We start from the raw sequence: 16,310 nt of genomic DNA on the forward strand, positions 1-16,310 counted from the left end.
CTGTGCGGCAAAGAACGCCGCTTCGCCGGTTTGTCTTATGCCTTTCGACGCTAAACGGCCATTTCCGCTTTTCCTTTGTCCAGCTCCGTTGCCCAGCCCCTCGAGGTCGCTTCGTTCCCGCCTGCACTGGCAAAGAGCGCCAGTGCTGGCGTGACCTCCAGCGCTTGTCGGGACTAGACGGGCAACTGCGCTTTTCTTCTTAAAACTCGGCTAGTTCTCTCATGGCTTTTTCTACTTTGTCCGGGTTGATCATGAAGAATTTCTCCATGGTCGGTGCGTATGGCATTGCCGGAATGTCCGGTCCTGCAAGGCGCTTGATCGGCGCGTCAAGGTCGAATAGGCAGTTTTCAGCGATGATCGCTGCCACTTCGCCGATGATGCTTCCTTCTTTGTTGTCTTCTGTGACAAGTAAGACTTTCCCGGTCTTTTTCGCTGCTTCGATGATGCCTTCTTTGTCCAATGGATAGATCGTGCGAAGATCCAAAATGTGGACAGAGTAGCCATCTTCAGCAAGACGTTCTGCTGCTTGCAAGGCGAAGTGGACTGCTAGGCCGTATGTGATGACAGTGATGTCTTCTCCTTCGCGTTTAACGTCAGCTTTACCGATTTCGATTGTGTAATCGTCTTCCGGTACTTCGCCTTTGATTAGGCGATAGGCGCGCTTGTGCTCGAAGAACATAACAGGATCTTCATCGCGGATCGCTGCTTTTAACAGGCCTTTTGCGTCATACGGTGTGGATGGGATGACGATTTTAAGTCCCGGCTGGTTAGCGAATACCGCTTCAACTGATTGTGAATGGTAGAGTGCACCGTGAACGCCGCCGCCGAATGGTGCGCGGAAGACGATCGGGCATGACCAGTCGTTGTTCGAGCGATAGCGGATGCGGGAAGCTTCCGAGATGATTTGGTTAACGGCTGGCATGATGAAATCTGCGAATTGGAACTCGGCAACTGGACGCAAGCCATACATAGCCGCTCCGATTCCGACTCCAGCAATGGCTGATTCCGCAAGCGGCGTATCGACTACGCGGTCTTCGCCGAATTCATCGTAAAGACCTTGTGTCGCTTTGAAGACGCCGCCTTTTTTCCCGACATCTTCCCCGAGTACGAAAACGTTTTCGTCACGTGCCATTTCTTCTTTCATGGCGAGCGTGATGGCATCGATATAACTCATAACTGCCATTATTCGTTTCCTCCTTCTTCAGCATAGACATGCTCCATTGCACTTTCTGCTGGTGCATATGGTGCATTTTCTGCATAATCCGTTGCTTCATTGACCAATACCATAATGCGGTCATTGATTTCTTTTTCAAGCTCATCGTTCATGATGCCGTTTTCTTTCAAATAAGCACCGAACAATAGGATTGGGTCTTTTTCTTTTTGTGCCGCAAGTTCGTCAGCTGAACGGTATTGACGGTGATCATCATCAGACGAGTGGGCCGTCATGCGCTCTGACACTGTTTCAATCAAGCTTGGGCCTTCGCCGTTGCGTGCGCGGTCCGCTGCTTCTTTTACGTGTTTATAAACTTCAATTGGGTCGTTTCCATCAATCGTTACGCCTGGCATGCCGTAGCTAGCCGCACGATCCGAAACATTTTTACTTGCCACTTGGCGTTCGAAAGGAACGGAAATGGCGTAGCGGTTATTTTCGACCATTGTAATGACCGGCAATTTATGGACACCTGCAAAGTTCAAGCCTTCGTGGAAATCACCTTGGTTAGAAGAACCTTCTCCCAGTGTATTGAATGTAATGAAATCTTTTTTCTTCATTTTACCGGCAAGAGCTACACCTACTGCATGTGGCAACTGCGTTGTTACCGGTGAAGAACCTGTCAGGATGCGGTTTTTCTTCTGACCGAAATGTCCAGGCATCTGGCGGCCGCCCGAGTTCGGGTCTTCTGCTTTAGCGAATGCTGATAGCATCAAGTCTTTCGGCGTCATGCCGAAATGGATGACCACCCCAAGATCGCGGTAATATGGCGCGACGTAATCTTTCGTGTTGTCAAGCGCATAAGCCGCTCCGACTTGTGCAGCCTCCTGGCCTTGGCAAGAGATAACGAATGGAATTTTACCTGCACGGTTTAAGAGCCACATGCGTTCATCGACGCGACGTGCCGTCAACATTGTTTCGTAAATATTTAGGACATCTTCGTTTGTCAAACCTACTTCTTCGTGTTTCGTAGCCATTGAATTTCCTCCTTTAACTATGAATTGCTTTGCCGTCTACGGCCAAAGCTGCTTCGCCCATGACCTCTGATAGCGTCGGGTGGGGGTGAATGGTATCTGCAATTTCCCAAGGAGTTGCATCAAGAACCATAGCGAGACCTGCTTCTGAAATCATGTCCGTTACATGTGGACCGATCATATGGACACCGAGAATATCATTGGTGTTTTTATCGGCGATAATTTTCACAAAACCATCTGATTCACCGTAGACCAGCGCTTTGCCAATCGCTTTAAAGGAGAATTTCCCGGTTTTCAGTTCATAACCTTGCTCTTTTGCCTGGTCTTCCGTGATACCGACACTTGCAGCCTCTGGATTCGAGTAAATGCAGCGGGACACAAGATCGTAGTTGATGGCATGTGGCTCATTGCCTTTAATATGCTCAATCGCGGTAATGCCTTCGTGTGAGGCCACGTGCGCAAGTTGCATGCCGCCGATGACGTCGCCGATCGCATAGATATGAGATTCTTTTGTTTGGAAGGTCTTTTTCACTTGAATAAAGCCTTTTTCAACCAAGATATCGGTATTTTCAATGCCGATATTCTCCACATTCGCTTGGCGTCCGACAGACACCAGCATTTTTTCAGCAGTAAAAGTTTCATTGCTGCCATTGATTTCAGCTTGGATGGATACTTGGCCCTCGCCTTTTTCCACCGTTTCCGACAAGACTTTCGCGCTTGTCGCGAACTTCACGCCTTTTTTCTTCAACAATTTCAGCATTTCTTTGGAAATGTCTTTGTCTTCAGTCGGGATGATGCGGTCTGCGTATTCGAGCACTGTCACTTCAACACCGAAATCGTTGAGCATCGATGCCCATTCGATTCCGATGACGCCACCGCCGACAATCAAAATGGATTTCGGCAGTTCAGTCATCGCAAGCGCCTCTTCTGAACTCATGACCATTTCGCCGTCGATATCAAGGCCTGGCAAAGTACGTGGACGTGAACCAGTGGCAATGATGACGTTGTTCGGGATGAGCATTTCGTTTTCTTCGCCGTTATTCATTTCGACAGAAATCGTTCCTGGGTTTGGCGAGAAAATTGACGGCCCGAGAATGCGGCCAATGCCTTCATACACATCGATTTTGCCTTTTTTCATCAAGCCTTGGACGCCTGCGTGAAGTTGATCGACAATTCCTTGTTTGCGCTGTTGCACGCGCGAGAAATCGAGCGATACCTCTCCAGTATTGACGCCAAAATCAGCAGCGTGATTTTTGGTCGTTGCGTATACTTCTGCACTGCGAAGCAATGCTTTACTCGGGATACAGCCTTGGTGCAGGCATGTGCCGCCCAGTTTGCCTTTTTCGACAATCGCAGTTTTAAGGCCGAGCTGTGCTGAGCGGATAGCCGCTACATAACCGCCCGTACCGCCGCCTAGAATGACGACATCATAATTTTGAGCCATTAGGGTATTCCTCCTTTGGAATGATTAACCGTTCGGATAAATCCGAGCTTGTTCTTCGCCGTCGAGTACGCGGCTAGCGCCTTCCGCGAGCGCTTGCAATTCGTTTTCACCGGGATGGACCACGACATCTGCAATCCAGGAAATTCGGTCTGATATGGTTTTGACGAATTCTTTACCATAAGCTAAACCACCCGTTAAAATGATGGCATCGACTTGCCCTTTTAAAACGGCGCTTGCAGAGCCGATTTCACGTGCTACTTGATACGCCATTGCCTCATATATCAACGTTGCTTCTTTATCGCCTTTTTGTATGCGTTTTTCGACTGTCACGGCGTCATTCGTGCCAAGATAGCCAACTAAGCCGCCTTGCCCGACGAGTTTTTTCATGATTTCATCCCGATAATATTGTCCGGAAAAGCACAATTCGACCAAATCACCTGCCGGCACCGTCCCTGCCCGCTCTGGGCTAAAAGGGCCGTCGCCATGCAAGCCGTTATTGACATCGATGACTTTGCCGTCTTCGTGAACGCCGACCGTGATGCCGCCTCCCATATGCGTGACAATGAGGCGCAGGTCTTTATAAGCGCGCCCTGATTCCTTGGCATAGCGCCTTGCGACTGCCTTCTGATTCAGAGCATGAAAGATTGATTTTCGTTCGATCAATGAAAAGCCCGAAATGCGTGCAACAGGCGACAATTCATCGACGACAACCGGGTCGACGATAAATGCCGGAATGTTGAGACCTTCAGCAATTTCATGGGCGATGATGCCGCCGAGATTTGAGGCGTGTTGGCCGGAATAGCCTTCGCGCAAATCTTCCAGCATCGCTTCGTTGACGGCATAGGTTCCGCCCTCAATTGGACGCAGCAACCCGCCTCTTCCGCATACGGCAGACAGTTTGGATACGTTCATACCTTCTTCATCAAGCGCTTCTAATATATTTTGTTTTCGAAATTGAAACTGGTCAATAATGGCAGGGAAATCCGCCAGCTCTTCTGTCGAGTGGCGGATAGTCTTTTCAAGGATCTGGACATCGTTGTCAAAAACGCCGATCTTTGTCGAAGTTGAGCCGGGATTGATGACCAGAATTCGATTCAGCTGTTTTTGCACATCGATTCCTCCGTTTCTTCCTTCAATCTTAGCGTCTGCTTAAAATGTCATGGCCGTGGCCACTGCGCAAGAATTGGCTTCTTGAGTTGCGTACGCGCTCAATGCGTTCTTCCGCCATGCGGTCAGCTGCGATATAGCTTGGAATCCCGTCGCGTTTAGCAATTTCGAAAATGCGTGTAATGCTGTCATAAATCGTTTCGACGCGCTTCATCGCCCGTTCGTTATTGTAGCCGTAAAGTTCATCCGCTACGTTGATGACACCGCCCGAGTTGATGACAAAGTCCGGTGCGTAAACGATGCCGCGTGCTTCGAGTTCATCGCCGTGGCGCTGTTCTTTCAATTGGTTATTTGCAGATCCTGCGACCACTTTCACTTTCAATTGTGGAATTGTCTCATCGTTGATGATGGCACCCATTGCACACGGTGCGAAGATATCCGCATCTACTGAATAGATTTCGTTCGGCTCGACAGCCGTTGCGCCGAATGCTTCAACAGCACGTTGAACCGCTTCTTTGTTGATGTCAGTGACAATCAATTTCGCACCTTCTTTGTGCAAGTACTCGCATAGCGGGTAAGCCACGTTTCCGACACCTTGCACGGCTATTGTTTTGCCTTCAAGCGAATCGTCGCCGTAAGCTTCCATAGCAGCTGCTTTCATGCCGATGTATGCGCCGTATGCAGTGACAGGTGACGGGTTGCCTGATGAACCGAATGCTGGTGAGATACCTGTAACAAAATCAGTTTCTTCGTGGATTATGTCCATGTCAGCGACAGTTGTGCCCACATCTTCAGCTGTGATATAACGCCCGTTCAAGCCTTGGATGAAACGGCCAAAAGCACGGAACATTTCTTCATTTTTATCTTTCAATGGATCGCCGATAATAACGGTTTTTCCGCCACCGAGGTTAAGGCCGGCTGCTGCGTTTTTGTAAGTCATGCCGCGCCCTAGACGAATTGCGTCTTCAATCGCTTCTTCTTCAGTTTCGTAGTTCCACATGCGCGTGCCGCCAAGTGCTGGCCCAAGCGTCGTATCGTGGATGCAGATGATGGCTTTTAGCCCAGAATTTTTATCTTGGCAAAATACCAATTGTTCGTAATCGTGTTCTTCCATTTTTTTGAAAATTTCCATCGTAAATTCCTCCTAGTGATTTATACTGTTTTATTGCTTATAAGTTTAGTGGCCGCCGTCCTTCAAGGGTTTTCTTGAGTTGAAGCTGCTCTTTATAAAGTCGCTGAGCGCAAGGCTAAAGCGAGAGAAAATAATTTACTTTCTGCACTGTCGGCGCGTGATGTCAACACGATTGGCGCTTTAGCGCCCGCGATGATGCCGCCGACTTTGGCTTTCGAAAAATATACTAATGATTTATAGAGGATATTGCCGGCTTCGATATTCGGAACCAGCAAAATATCTGCATGCCCTGCTGTATCTCCATCGATGCGCTTATGCTTAGCCGCTTCAACCGAGATGGCATTATCTAGAGCCAGCGGACCGTCAACGATACAACCCGTAATCTGCCCGCGTTTGTTCATCGCAGTCAGCGCCGCAGCATCCAACGTGGCCTGCATCGCCGGATTGACAACTTCCACCGCAGCAAGTGCTGCGACAATCGGCAGCTCGACTCCGGTCGCCCGTGCCACTTGTACGGCATTGCGAATGATCTGCGCTTTCTCTTGGAGCGACGGTTCGATGTTCATGCCGGCATCGGTCACAAAAATGAGCCGGTCGTAACCATCGACTTCAAACGCTGCTACATGGGATAACACCGAACCTGTACGAAGGCCATAATCAGCGTTGAGTGCGGCTTTCATCAAGGTCGCGGTCGGGATATGCCCTTTCATCAAGACGCTGGCGTCATTCATGAAAACAGCCCTTACAGCTTCTTTTGCTGCTAGGTTTGGCCCTTTTACATTATGGATCCACAATTTCGGATGCCCTTTCAAATGCGGGAAATCCTCAGCGATCAATTGCTTCAATGTTGCTTCATCATCGTAGAGATGAAAGCTTGCCAGGTTCTGATCGAGCGCCAATGAAATGGCTTCCATTACTGCGTGGTCAGCAGCTGCTGCCACCGCGACAGCGTGCTCGTCCTGCAAGTCGATTTCATCGACGATGTTCTGCAAAGTGGTCATATTTATCACCTCATTCTTTTTAATTAAAACAGAAGAAAGCTCGAGATATAAGGGATGTAAGCGTTTTATTTGCAAAATACAGCAGTTCTGTTTGCAAATTCTTGCAAAACCTTGCAAGGAATTGCAAAACCTTATAGTAGTCCGAATTTTTCTAATTTATAGTATAAAGTGCGCAAGGAGATTTGAAGTTGTTTAGCGGTTTTCGACTTGTTCCCTTTCGCTTCTTCAAGCGCTCGATGAAGGATGCCGCGCTCAACTGTTTCCAGCTGCTCTTGTAGAGGCGCCGATGCCGGGATGACCACTTCGTTCTTTGCTTCCTTCGCCTTCAGCATATCTAGAGGGATATGCTCTTCTGTCATCGTTTTATCGTTCATCTGCATAAAAATCATCGATCGGCTCAAGATATTTTCCAGTTCCCGGACATTCCCGGGCCAATCGTACATCTTCAAAAATTGCAGCGCTTTCTCCGATACACTATCCACATTGCGGCCGTATTCTTGATTAAGCTTCATCAACAGGCGGTCGACGATGCGCGGAATGTCTTGTTTCCTGTTGCGCAGCGGAGGAATCAAAATCGGCATGCGGTTCAGGCGGTAATACAAATCTTCCCGGAACGTCCCGTCAAGCAGAGCTTTCTCCATATTGGCATTGGTCGAGGCGATGACGCGGACATTAACCGGAATCGGCTTAGTGCCCCCAATCCGCATCGTTTCGTGTTCTTGCAAAACGCGCAGCAATTTACTTTGGATCTGCGGTGACAGTTCCCCGATTTCATCGAGAAAGATGCTGCCATTGTTCGCTTCTTCCAATAAGCCGCGCTTGGCCCCGGTGCGGCTTTTAAGCGTCGCGCCTTCCTCGTAGCCAAACAATTCGGCATCGAGCTGTTCGCTCGATACCGCCGCACAATTGACGCGGACAAATTTGTTGAACTGGCGCTCGCTGGCGCTATGGATTGCGTGCGCGAACAATTCCTTGCCCGTTCCCGATTCCCCGCGCAACAACACTGTCACAAGCGTCTGGGCAGCAAGTTTCGCTTGCTGGAGGGACAATTGCATTTCAGAGGACAAGCCGATGATGTCATCGAAAGTGTATTTCGACTCAAGCGTCCGAATGATGCTCCTCGCCCGGTCTAGCTCTTTCATAAGCGACCGGATCTCCGTCGTGTCGTGGATGACCCCGACACTTCCTTTCAATTGGTTGTCGACGATAATCGGCGCCACGTTGACAATGACTTCCCGTTTTGACGGGCCAACTTTCAAATTGACGCCACGCACCGGCTTGCGGGTTTGCAGAGCTTTGAAGTGCATGCTCTCACCTTCCGAGATATCAGCAGATGCCGGGCGGCCGATCACCTGCTCCGTCTCAAGCCCCGTGATTCGTGTATAGGCTGGATTAACAAGCAAGCCGTTGCCTTTTTCATCCACCACCGAAATCGCATCATCGCTGGATTGGATGATCGCTTGCAGCATCGTTTGAATTTCTTTCAAGTCGGTAATTTCCTCTGCGAGTGAAACGACTTCCGTAATGTCCTTGAACACTGCAAATGCACCAATTAATTCGCCGTTTTCATCAATCATCGGGAAACGACTTGTGACGATTTTCGATCCATCTTTCAATTCAAGTTCCCTGTTCAATTCCGTCCTTCCCGTCTCGATCACCCTCGGCAATTCGCTCATCGAAATCAGTTCGTGGATGTGGCGACCGATGGCTTCATCCTGCTTGACCGAAAGCATTCGTGCGGCACTGCGATTGATGAAATGGATATGGTTGTCGAGATCGATGCCGACCATGCCTTCATCAATTGAATTGAAAATGATCGCCCCCTTGTGGCTCTCGTTGCTCAGTCGATTGATGTAATGTTCTTTCTCATCCATCAGGCGGACAAATATATTGGCGACGCTCCCAGGAATGATAACGGTACGCGGTGGATAATAGCGCCGTAGCCTTTGCGTCAATTCATCGTCACCCGTTACGTTGAAGACGATGTCGACCATTTTCGGCAATTCCCGGAAATCTGCGCCTGTGGCAATGCTAAATTTTTCTGCCTCTTTTAACGCCGGCGCATCTGCTTGGATGTCTGCGACTCCCTCGACATGAAACCACCCGGACTCGACGAGCAATTTCAAGATGGCTGACCCGCCAATTCCGCCGCCGATAATGACCACTTTTTGCAACTGTCTTCAAACCTTTCTGTTCTAATTCGTGCAATAGACTGCACACATATTTCTAGACTACCGCAGGGGACAATTCTTGACAACTTTGAGCAGATTGGAAACAATGGAACATGAAGGATGTGGAATAGATGGGACGATTGATTGCATTTATCATTTTGCTCATTCCTGGCGTCATGGCCGCTTACGGCATCAAATTAATGCGGGATACTCTTTTCAATAAATTGCTCGAACCGTATCCAGCCTTATGGATGCAATTTACGCTCGGCACGCTCTTTACAGTAATTGGCATTGGTTTCTTCGCTGGATTCCTGCTAAACCGCGACCGTAAAAAAGGCAATGTATCTGAACGGTTCCAAAAGCGATAAATGACTGCAAGTATTTGAACAAACTAAAAAGAACGCCAGGAACCATGGTTCCTGGCGTTCTTTTGCTGTTACTGATGTGATTTCGTTGTTTCCTGTTCCCATAGAGCCTTCACGCGCGCAGGATAATCTGTGATAATCCCTTTCACCGAGGGATGAAGACTTCGCAAGATGCGCTCATTCCCCGCTATGCCATAGAGCCGTACCGGTTTATCCATTTTGGCTATCGGATCAAGCCATCTCGGCTTATGAAATCTCTTATGAAAGTGAAAGCTATCGAGCCACTGGCAATTCTCCAGTTCGTTCCACTGCATGGCGCGTTTCAAAATCCACGCTATTTCAATATGAGGCATTAAGCTTTTCATCTTTTTAAGAAGCTCTGCATCAAAAGAAGAGAGATGAATATCTTTTGACCCTTCCAATAATGCACAGACGATTTCAGGGCCCTCTGGGTGCCTGGCAACAGAGGACTTCAATTCAATATTCAAGGGGATGTTTTTCTTTTTCGCCCAATTAATAACTTCATAAGCTAGTGGAATCGAATGGCGACCGAAACGCTTGAACTTTTTACGGATTGACAGTGACTTCAGCGATTCATATGGCGTTTTGTAAATATCCGCTTGCATCCCCGCCAATCGTTTTAATTGATCATCATGGTAAATGACCGCAATGCCGTCACGTGTCATCTGGACATCTAACTCAATGCCAACGTGCAATTGATGCGCTAATTCAAACGCCTGCCATGTATTTTCAAGCGCATGCCCTGAGGCGCCGCGATGCGCGTAAATTTCAATTTCAGACATAGCTTCCTCCCCTTTTTGGATAGAACCTAGCTTTAATCATTTATTTTATCATCTCATTAGTTGGCTGCAAGTGTTAGGTTTTCTTGTGGGCTTATTTTGATTTTTTTAATAATCCTTATGTAGTTTAATACATTTATTACTAATACGCTGCCGCGCAAAAAAATAAAAAAACCGGCGCCTTTTAAGGGCCCGGTTTGTACAAATCATTATTCCTTAGTACCAAGACTGTCAACAATCATGGCAATGAATTCGGAATTGGATGGCTTCGACTGAAGATGCGACTCACTATAGCCGAAAACACTTGCGATATGCGCGACAGACTCGCTGCGCACCCACACTTGTCCGATGGCATGGCGGATCGATCTTTCGACCCGTGCTGCCGTCGTATCGAACTTCAAGGCGATTTTCGGATACAACTCTTTCGTCACTTTGCCGAGTGAGGAAGGTTCATCCACGACGATCGACACGGCTGCTTTTAAATACATATAGCCTTTTAAATGCGGGGGTACGCCGATGTCTTTCAATCTCAAGGTAATGAGTTCGTCTTTTGTCACCATGCTGCCCTTTGTTGCTTGGTTGCCATTTTTCATGATGTGGTTGATCTGGACGACCAGCCGCTCGGTCTCGAACGGTTTCATGATAAAGTAGGAAGCACCGTAGTCAGCTGCTTGGCTCATGATCGACTCCTGGCCGAATGCGGAAAGCATGATGACATGGATTTTGCTCATTCGCTCATCGGAACGCAAAACATCGAGCACAGCGATTCCATCGAGATACGGCATAATGATGTCGAGCAACAAAATATCCGCTTCGGTCTGTTCAAGTATGCCGATGCATTCCCTGCCATCGTAAGCAACGCCCACCACTTCCATATTCGGCTGTGATTCGAGAAATTCGGTCATCAATTCGACAAGCTCGTGGTTGTCATCGGCAATGGCGATTTTTATTTTCTCCATATTTTTCTCTCCTAAAATACAGGCTCCGGACCCTTATTTCATCAATAGCTTCCGGTCCCTCGCCAAAGTCAGCAATTCATCAGCATGCTGTAAGGTCAATTGGGTGATTTCAGCCCCTGACAGCATACGGCTCATTTCTTCGGTGCGCTTGCGTCCTGCCAGTTCTTTCACTGACGTGGTTGTGCGGTCTTTCGATACTTTTTTCTCGATAAACAGATGCTGGTCTGCCATAGCAGCGACTTGTGGCAAATGGGAAATGCACAACACTTGCGAATGGCGGGCGATGGCGGCGATTTTCTCAGCAATCGCCTGGGCCACGCGCCCGCTGACTCCCGTATCGACTTCATCGAAAATAATCGATGTGATGCCTTGATGCTTGGAAAAAATTGTCTTCAGTGCAAGCATCATACGCGACAATTCACCTCCTGAAGCTACTTTCGTCAGTGGCTTCAAAGGTTCCCCGACATTCGTCGAAATATGGAATGCGATGCTGTCTTGGCCAAAGCGGTCGAACTTGCCTTTAGGGAGCAAATTGAACTGGACGGCGAATGATGCTTTGCCCATATGAAGCTCTTTTAATTGTTCCATAATCGCTTTCGATAATTTAGTCGCCGCCTGTTTTCTGAGCATCGTCAATTCTTCCGCTTCGATGCGCAAGTCTTCGGTCAATTCTTTCAGTTTTTCCTGGTCGAGGCGCAAACGCTGGTCGCGATTAAGCAATTTATCGAGTTCATCCGCCTGTTCTTCCTGATACAGCAGCATGTCTTCGACCGATGCGCCGTATTTACGTTTCAAGGATTGCAATAATGCCAGGCGCTGCTCGATTTCATTGAGCCGTTCCGGATCGAATTCCAATTGGTCCAGTATGCGCTTGATTTCTGTCGAGGTATCTTGCAATTGATAAAATGCCCCCGCTACCGATTCCGACGCTTGCTGGAATTGTTCATCTACCGCTGCAGCGTGTTCGAGTTCACTCATCGCATTGCCGACCCAATCCAACCCTTTCGATTCCCCTTGAATCGCTTCGTGGGCTTGTGAAATCGACTCGAAGATTTTGGTGAAATTCTGCAGCCGTTTGCGTTCTTCCAGCAAAGTTTCTTCTTCTCCTGGCACAAGCTGGGCTTCTTCAATTTCACGCAATTGGAATGTCAGTAAATCGATGCGTTGTGCGATCTGCTGCTCGTTTTCGTTATAGCTGGCAAATTCACGTTTTAATTTCGTATATTTTTCAAATGTATGGCTATAACCTTCTTTGGCTTTGGTCAACAATTTCCCAGCAAATTGATCCAATAGATGAAGATGCTGCTTTTCATCCATTAATTCCTGCGTCTCGTGCTGGCCGTGTATATCGATCAACGCGGCTCCCACTTCGCGTAAAATGGAGATGGTCACGAGTTTGCCATTGATGCGACAGACGTTCTTGCCTTTGCCGTTCAACTCGCGACGCAGCAAAACATCGCCGTCACTCGCCTGGATTCCGAAATCCTCCAGTTTTTTATGGACCGGATGCTTTTCGCCTTCAATATGAAACAAGCCTTCAATCTCAGCTTTTTGGGCGCCGTGGCGAATGAATTCCTGGCTTCCGCGCCCTCCGGCTAGTAGATGCACAGCATCGATGATAATCGATTTCCCCGCACCGGTTTCCCCTGTCAAAACTGTCATGCCTTCAGTAAAACTGACCGATAATGTATCGATAATCGCAAAATTGCGGATATCCAATTCTCGCAGCATATACATCCACCTCTTTAATTAAAGCATTTCAATCAAACGCTGTTTCAGCACTTCACGGTGTTCCACGTCACGGCAGATGATTAAACATGTATCATCTCCGCAGATAGTCCCTAAAATTTCCTCCCAATCCAGATGGTCAATCAATGACCCGATTGCATGGGCATTGCCCGGCAAGGTTTTCATGACCAAAAAATGGCTGGCTCCGTCAATGCTGACGAATGCATCAGTGAGCGCGCGGTGCAGTTTCTGCATCGGGTTAAAGCGCTGGTCTGCGGGCAAGCTGTATTTATAGCGCCCGTCCTGCAAAGGAACTTTCACCAAATGCAATTCCTTGATGTCGCGTGAAACGGTCGCTTGCGTCACTTCATAGCCCGCTGCTTTCAATAAGTCGACCAAATCATCTTGCGTTTCGATTTCGCGATTTGAAATCAAATCGCGGATTTTGATATGACGTTGTCCTTTATTCATGGTGCTCCCCCTTGAGTGAATAATTATTCCATATGCTTTATATCGTACATCTAAACCGCTTTGAAAACAAGGAAACTCCCTGCCCATACTAGAACTATTTACCCCTTATGAGCAAGTTTCACTCATTTTCAACGGCCGGGCAGAAAAAAAGGGCAGGGAATAAATTCCCCTGCCCTGTTAATCGGATTGTGTGTGTTTTTCCTTGAATGCAGAATGGGCATGCTCGACCGTTTGAGCGAACGAATGCGCATCCGGCAATTCACTTTTAGTTGCCTGTTCGTTGGAAACAAGGTGGAATAAAAACTCGATATTGCCTTCACCGCCGGTTATCGGCGAATGAGTCATGGCTTTTACTTCGAAACCGCAGTCCACTGCATAAGCAGCTACTTTTTGCAGCACTTCCTGATGCACTTTCGGGTCGCGGACGATGCCTTTTTTGCCGACCTTCTCACGCCCTGCTTCAAACTGCGGCTTGACGAGTGCAATGCAATCTCCGCCTGGGACCAAAATGGTCTTCAGCACCGGCAGGATAATGCGCAGCGAAATAAAGGAAACGTCGATGGTCGCCACTTCGGGCAAACCTTCCTGAAAATCTTCCGGTTTCGAATGGCGGAAGTTGGTGCGTTCCATGACGGTTACGCGCGGGTCCTGGCGAATTGACCAGGCCAGCTGGTTATAGCCAACATCGAGCGCGTAGCCATGACGGGCGCCGTTTTGCAATGCGCAATCGGTGAATCCGCCAGTCGACGAACCGATATCAAGCATCATTTTGCCTTCCACGGTAACATCGAATTCAGCGAGAGCTTTTTCCAGTTTCAAGCCTCCACGGCTGACATAGCGCAAATCGGTTCCTTTTTTTTCAAGCGGCGCATCTTCAGGGATTTTTTCACCGGGTTTCTCAAGGCGTTCAGTGCCTGAGAAAATCACCCCGGCCATGATGGCGCGCTTGGCTTTTTCACGTGTTTCGCAAATGCCCCGTTCTACTAGCAGGACATCCACCCGTTCTTTTTTCACTTTATTCATAGAACGTTCGATCGCTCCTGCTGTTGTGCATTCTGCTTTACACGCACTTTCACTTTTTTGACCACTTCGTCGCTGTTGAGATGGATTTCGTCCATCAACTCTGCAACATCGCCGTGCTCAACGAAGAGGTCTGGAATGCCCATGCGGTCGATGACAGCACTCGCGTGGCCGTTATCGTGAGCGTACTCAAGTACCGCACTGCCGAAGCCGCCTTGCAATACCGCTTCCTCGATTGTCAGAACTGGCACGTTGCGGCCAAAAATTGATGCGAGCATCTCTTTGTCCAACGGTTTGATGAAGCGAGAGTTGACGACCTCTACCTGGATTCCTTCTTCGCGCAATTGCTCAGCTGCATGAAGTGCCATTGGAATCGTCGTACCGAATGCCAAGATGACGGCATCCGCCCCTTCTACCAACACTTCCCAGCTTCCGATTGGAATCGCCTTCAGTTCATCATCCATCGGCACTCCGAGGCCGTTGCCGCGCGGATAGCGCAACGCAATCGGGCCGCCATTGTAATCGATTGCCGTTTTGACCATATGCTGCCCTTCGTTTTCGTCTTTTGGCATCATCAACACCATGTTCGGAAGATGGCGCAAGAAGGCGATGTCAAATACGCCTTGATGCGTTTCGCCGTCTGCCCCGACAAGGCCCGAACGGTCGATGCCGATAAAGACATTCAAGTTCTGGCGGCAAATATCGTGGACGACTTGGTCATATGCGCGCTGCAGGAATGTCGAATAAATAGCCAGGAACGGCTTCATTCCTTGTGTCGCAAGTCCCGCGGCCATCGTGGTCGCATGTTGTTCAGCAATTCCCACATCGAACATGCGATCAGGAAATTCCGAGGCGAATCCTTCCAATTTAGATCCAACAGGCATTGCCGGCGTGATAGCGACGATGCGCTCATCCGTACGCGCAAGCTTGCGTGTCGTTTCAGCGATCAGCCCGCTCCATGAAGGAGCTGTAGAGGAGGATTTCACCAAGTCGCCTGTTTCCATTTTATAAGGCCCAATTCCGTGCCACGTGCCGATTTTATCTTGTTCAGCAGGCAAATAGCCTTTGCCCTTTTTGGTGATGACGTGAAGCAGGACAGGGCCTTTTGTTTTCTTCGCATACTCCAGGTTGTCTTCGAGTTCCTCAAGGTCATGTCCGTCGATTGGGCCGAGGTACGTGAATCCGAGCTCTTCGAAGAACATGCCAGAAACGACCAAATATTTCAAGCTGTCTTTTACGCGCTCTGCCGTTGAAGCAAGCTTGCCTCCGACTGCAGGCACTTTTTTCAGCAAGTATTCAAGGTCGTCTTTGACTTTATTGTATTTTCCAGCCGTCCGCATGCGTCCAAGAACGCTATGGAGCGCCCCGACATTGGGTGCAATCGACATTTCGTTGTCGTTAAGGATGACGGTCATGTCGGTCTGTGCATGCCCGATATGGTTAAGCGCCTCGAATGCCATGCCGCCAGTCAATGCGCCATCGCCGATAATCGGGATGACGTAATTTTTGTCTTTTTTAATATCGCGCGCCGCCGCCATGCCCATTGCCGCAGACAAAGAAGTGGAGCTGTGGCCGGTTTCCCAGACGTCGTGATCACTTTCGTTGCGTTTCGGGAATCCGCACAGGCCTTTGAATTTGCGCAGCGTGTCGAATTGGTCTGCACGTCCCGTCAAAATTTTATGGACATAGGACTGATGCCCGACATCCCAGATCAATTTATCGTCCGGGCTGTTAAAGACACGATGAAGTGCAATCGTCAATTCCACCACACCCAAGTTCGGGCCGATATGGCCACCTGTTTTCGAAAGATTTTCTATGAGAAATCGACGGATATCTTCGCTTAAGAGCTCCAATTGTTCTGGGTTCAGCTCTTTTAGGAAAGATGGACCAGTTATCGAATGAAGATCCATTTGCCATCACACACCTTT

14 protein-coding genes are annotated in these 16,310 nt (G+C 48.7%); 1 reads left to right on the top strand and 13 read right to left on the bottom strand.

All coding sequences use genetic code 11. The features are described 5' to 3' along the window. Window positions 1–199: 199 nt before the first annotated feature. The 7 genes from KTG14_RS04815 to KTG14_RS04845 form a co-directional block, all read right to left on the bottom strand. On the bottom strand, window positions 200–1,183 hold the full coding sequence (locus KTG14_RS04815) for an alpha-ketoacid dehydrogenase subunit beta (RefSeq protein ID WP_068462099.1): 984 nt from the start codon (window positions 1,181–1,183) through the stop codon (window positions 200–202). Continuing rightward, a complete protein-coding gene (locus tag KTG14_RS04820) occupies window positions 1,183–2,187 on the bottom strand; it encodes a thiamine pyrophosphate-dependent dehydrogenase E1 component subunit alpha (protein WP_216969873.1) in 1,005 nt (334 codons plus the stop codon). Before KTG14_RS04820 ends, KTG14_RS04815 begins: the two co-directional genes overlap by 1 nt. 13 nt (window positions 2,188–2,200) lie before the next feature. After that, window positions 2,201–3,628, bottom strand: a complete 1,428-nt coding sequence (lpdA, locus tag KTG14_RS04825) for a dihydrolipoyl dehydrogenase (protein WP_216969875.1) — start codon at window positions 3,626–3,628, stop codon at window positions 2,201–2,203. A gap of 24 nt (window positions 3,629–3,652) precedes the next feature. Continuing rightward, window positions 3,653–4,738 carry a butyrate kinase gene (gene buk, locus KTG14_RS04830; RefSeq protein ID WP_216969877.1) on the bottom strand — a complete coding sequence of 362 codons (1,086 nt, stop codon included), beginning with the start codon at window positions 4,736–4,738 and terminating at the stop codon, window positions 3,653–3,655. 28 nt (window positions 4,739–4,766) lie between these two features. Then, on the bottom strand, window positions 4,767–5,867 hold the full coding sequence (locus KTG14_RS04835; protein WP_216969879.1) for a Leu/Phe/Val dehydrogenase: 1,101 nt from the start codon (window positions 5,865–5,867) through the stop codon (window positions 4,767–4,769). A gap of 92 nt (window positions 5,868–5,959) precedes the next feature. Beyond that, on the bottom strand, window positions 5,960–6,892 hold the full coding sequence (gene yqiS, locus KTG14_RS04840; RefSeq protein WP_308461992.1) for a phosphate butyryltransferase: 933 nt from the start codon (window positions 6,890–6,892) through the stop codon (window positions 5,960–5,962). A 107-nt stretch (window positions 6,893–6,999) separates the two neighbouring features. Further along, window positions 7,000–9,042 carry a sigma-54 interaction domain-containing protein gene (locus KTG14_RS04845; protein ID WP_216969882.1) on the bottom strand — a complete coding sequence of 681 codons (2,043 nt, stop codon included), beginning with the start codon at window positions 9,040–9,042 and terminating at the stop codon, window positions 7,000–7,002. 128 nt (window positions 9,043–9,170) lie between these two features. Between KTG14_RS04845 and KTG14_RS04850 the strand changes: the two genes are divergently transcribed. Beyond that, on the top strand, window positions 9,171–9,407 hold the full coding sequence (locus KTG14_RS04850) for a DUF2627 domain-containing protein (RefSeq protein WP_101190263.1): 237 nt from the start codon (window positions 9,171–9,173) through the stop codon (window positions 9,405–9,407). Window positions 9,408–9,475: 68 nt separating this feature from the next. Here KTG14_RS04850 and KTG14_RS04855 read toward each other — a convergent pair whose 3' ends face one another. The 6 genes from KTG14_RS04855 to dxs all read right to left on the bottom strand — a co-directional run bounded on the left by KTG14_RS04855 (window position 9,476) and on the right by dxs (window position 16,292). Further along, entirely contained in the window at window positions 9,476–10,207 is a 732-nt protein-coding gene (locus tag KTG14_RS04855; protein WP_216969884.1) for a glycerophosphodiester phosphodiesterase, read from the bottom strand. A 206-nt stretch (window positions 10,208–10,413) separates the two neighbouring features. Then, complete coding sequence (spo0A, locus tag KTG14_RS04860) at window positions 10,414–11,163, bottom strand: sporulation transcription factor Spo0A (RefSeq protein WP_216969886.1); 750 nt, start codon at window positions 11,161–11,163, stop codon at window positions 10,414–10,416. A gap of 33 nt (window positions 11,164–11,196) precedes the next feature. Beyond that, window positions 11,197–12,894, bottom strand: a complete 1,698-nt coding sequence (recN, locus tag KTG14_RS04865; protein WP_216969888.1) for a DNA repair protein RecN — start codon at window positions 12,892–12,894, stop codon at window positions 11,197–11,199. Window positions 12,895–12,912: 18 nt separating this feature from the next. Continuing rightward, the gene (ahrC, locus tag KTG14_RS04870; protein ID WP_058380870.1) at window positions 12,913–13,362 is read right to left on the bottom strand and encodes a transcriptional regulator AhrC/ArgR; all 450 of its coding nucleotides are present in this window, start codon (window positions 13,360–13,362) and stop codon (window positions 12,913–12,915) included. 177 nt (window positions 13,363–13,539) lie between these two features. Beyond that, a complete protein-coding gene (locus KTG14_RS04875; RefSeq protein ID WP_216969890.1) occupies window positions 13,540–14,385 on the bottom strand; it encodes a TlyA family RNA methyltransferase in 846 nt (281 codons plus the stop codon). Further along, window positions 14,382–16,292 carry a 1-deoxy-D-xylulose-5-phosphate synthase gene (dxs, locus tag KTG14_RS04880; RefSeq protein WP_216969892.1) on the bottom strand — a complete coding sequence of 637 codons (1,911 nt, stop codon included), beginning with the start codon at window positions 16,290–16,292 and terminating at the stop codon, window positions 14,382–14,384. Before dxs ends, KTG14_RS04875 begins: the two co-directional genes overlap by 4 nt. Between the last annotated feature and the right edge of the window lie 18 nt (window positions 16,293–16,310).

The organism is Planococcus sp. CP5-4_YE (assembly GCF_019042655.1).
Lineage (GTDB): Bacteria > Bacillota > Bacilli > Bacillales_A > Planococcaceae > Planococcus.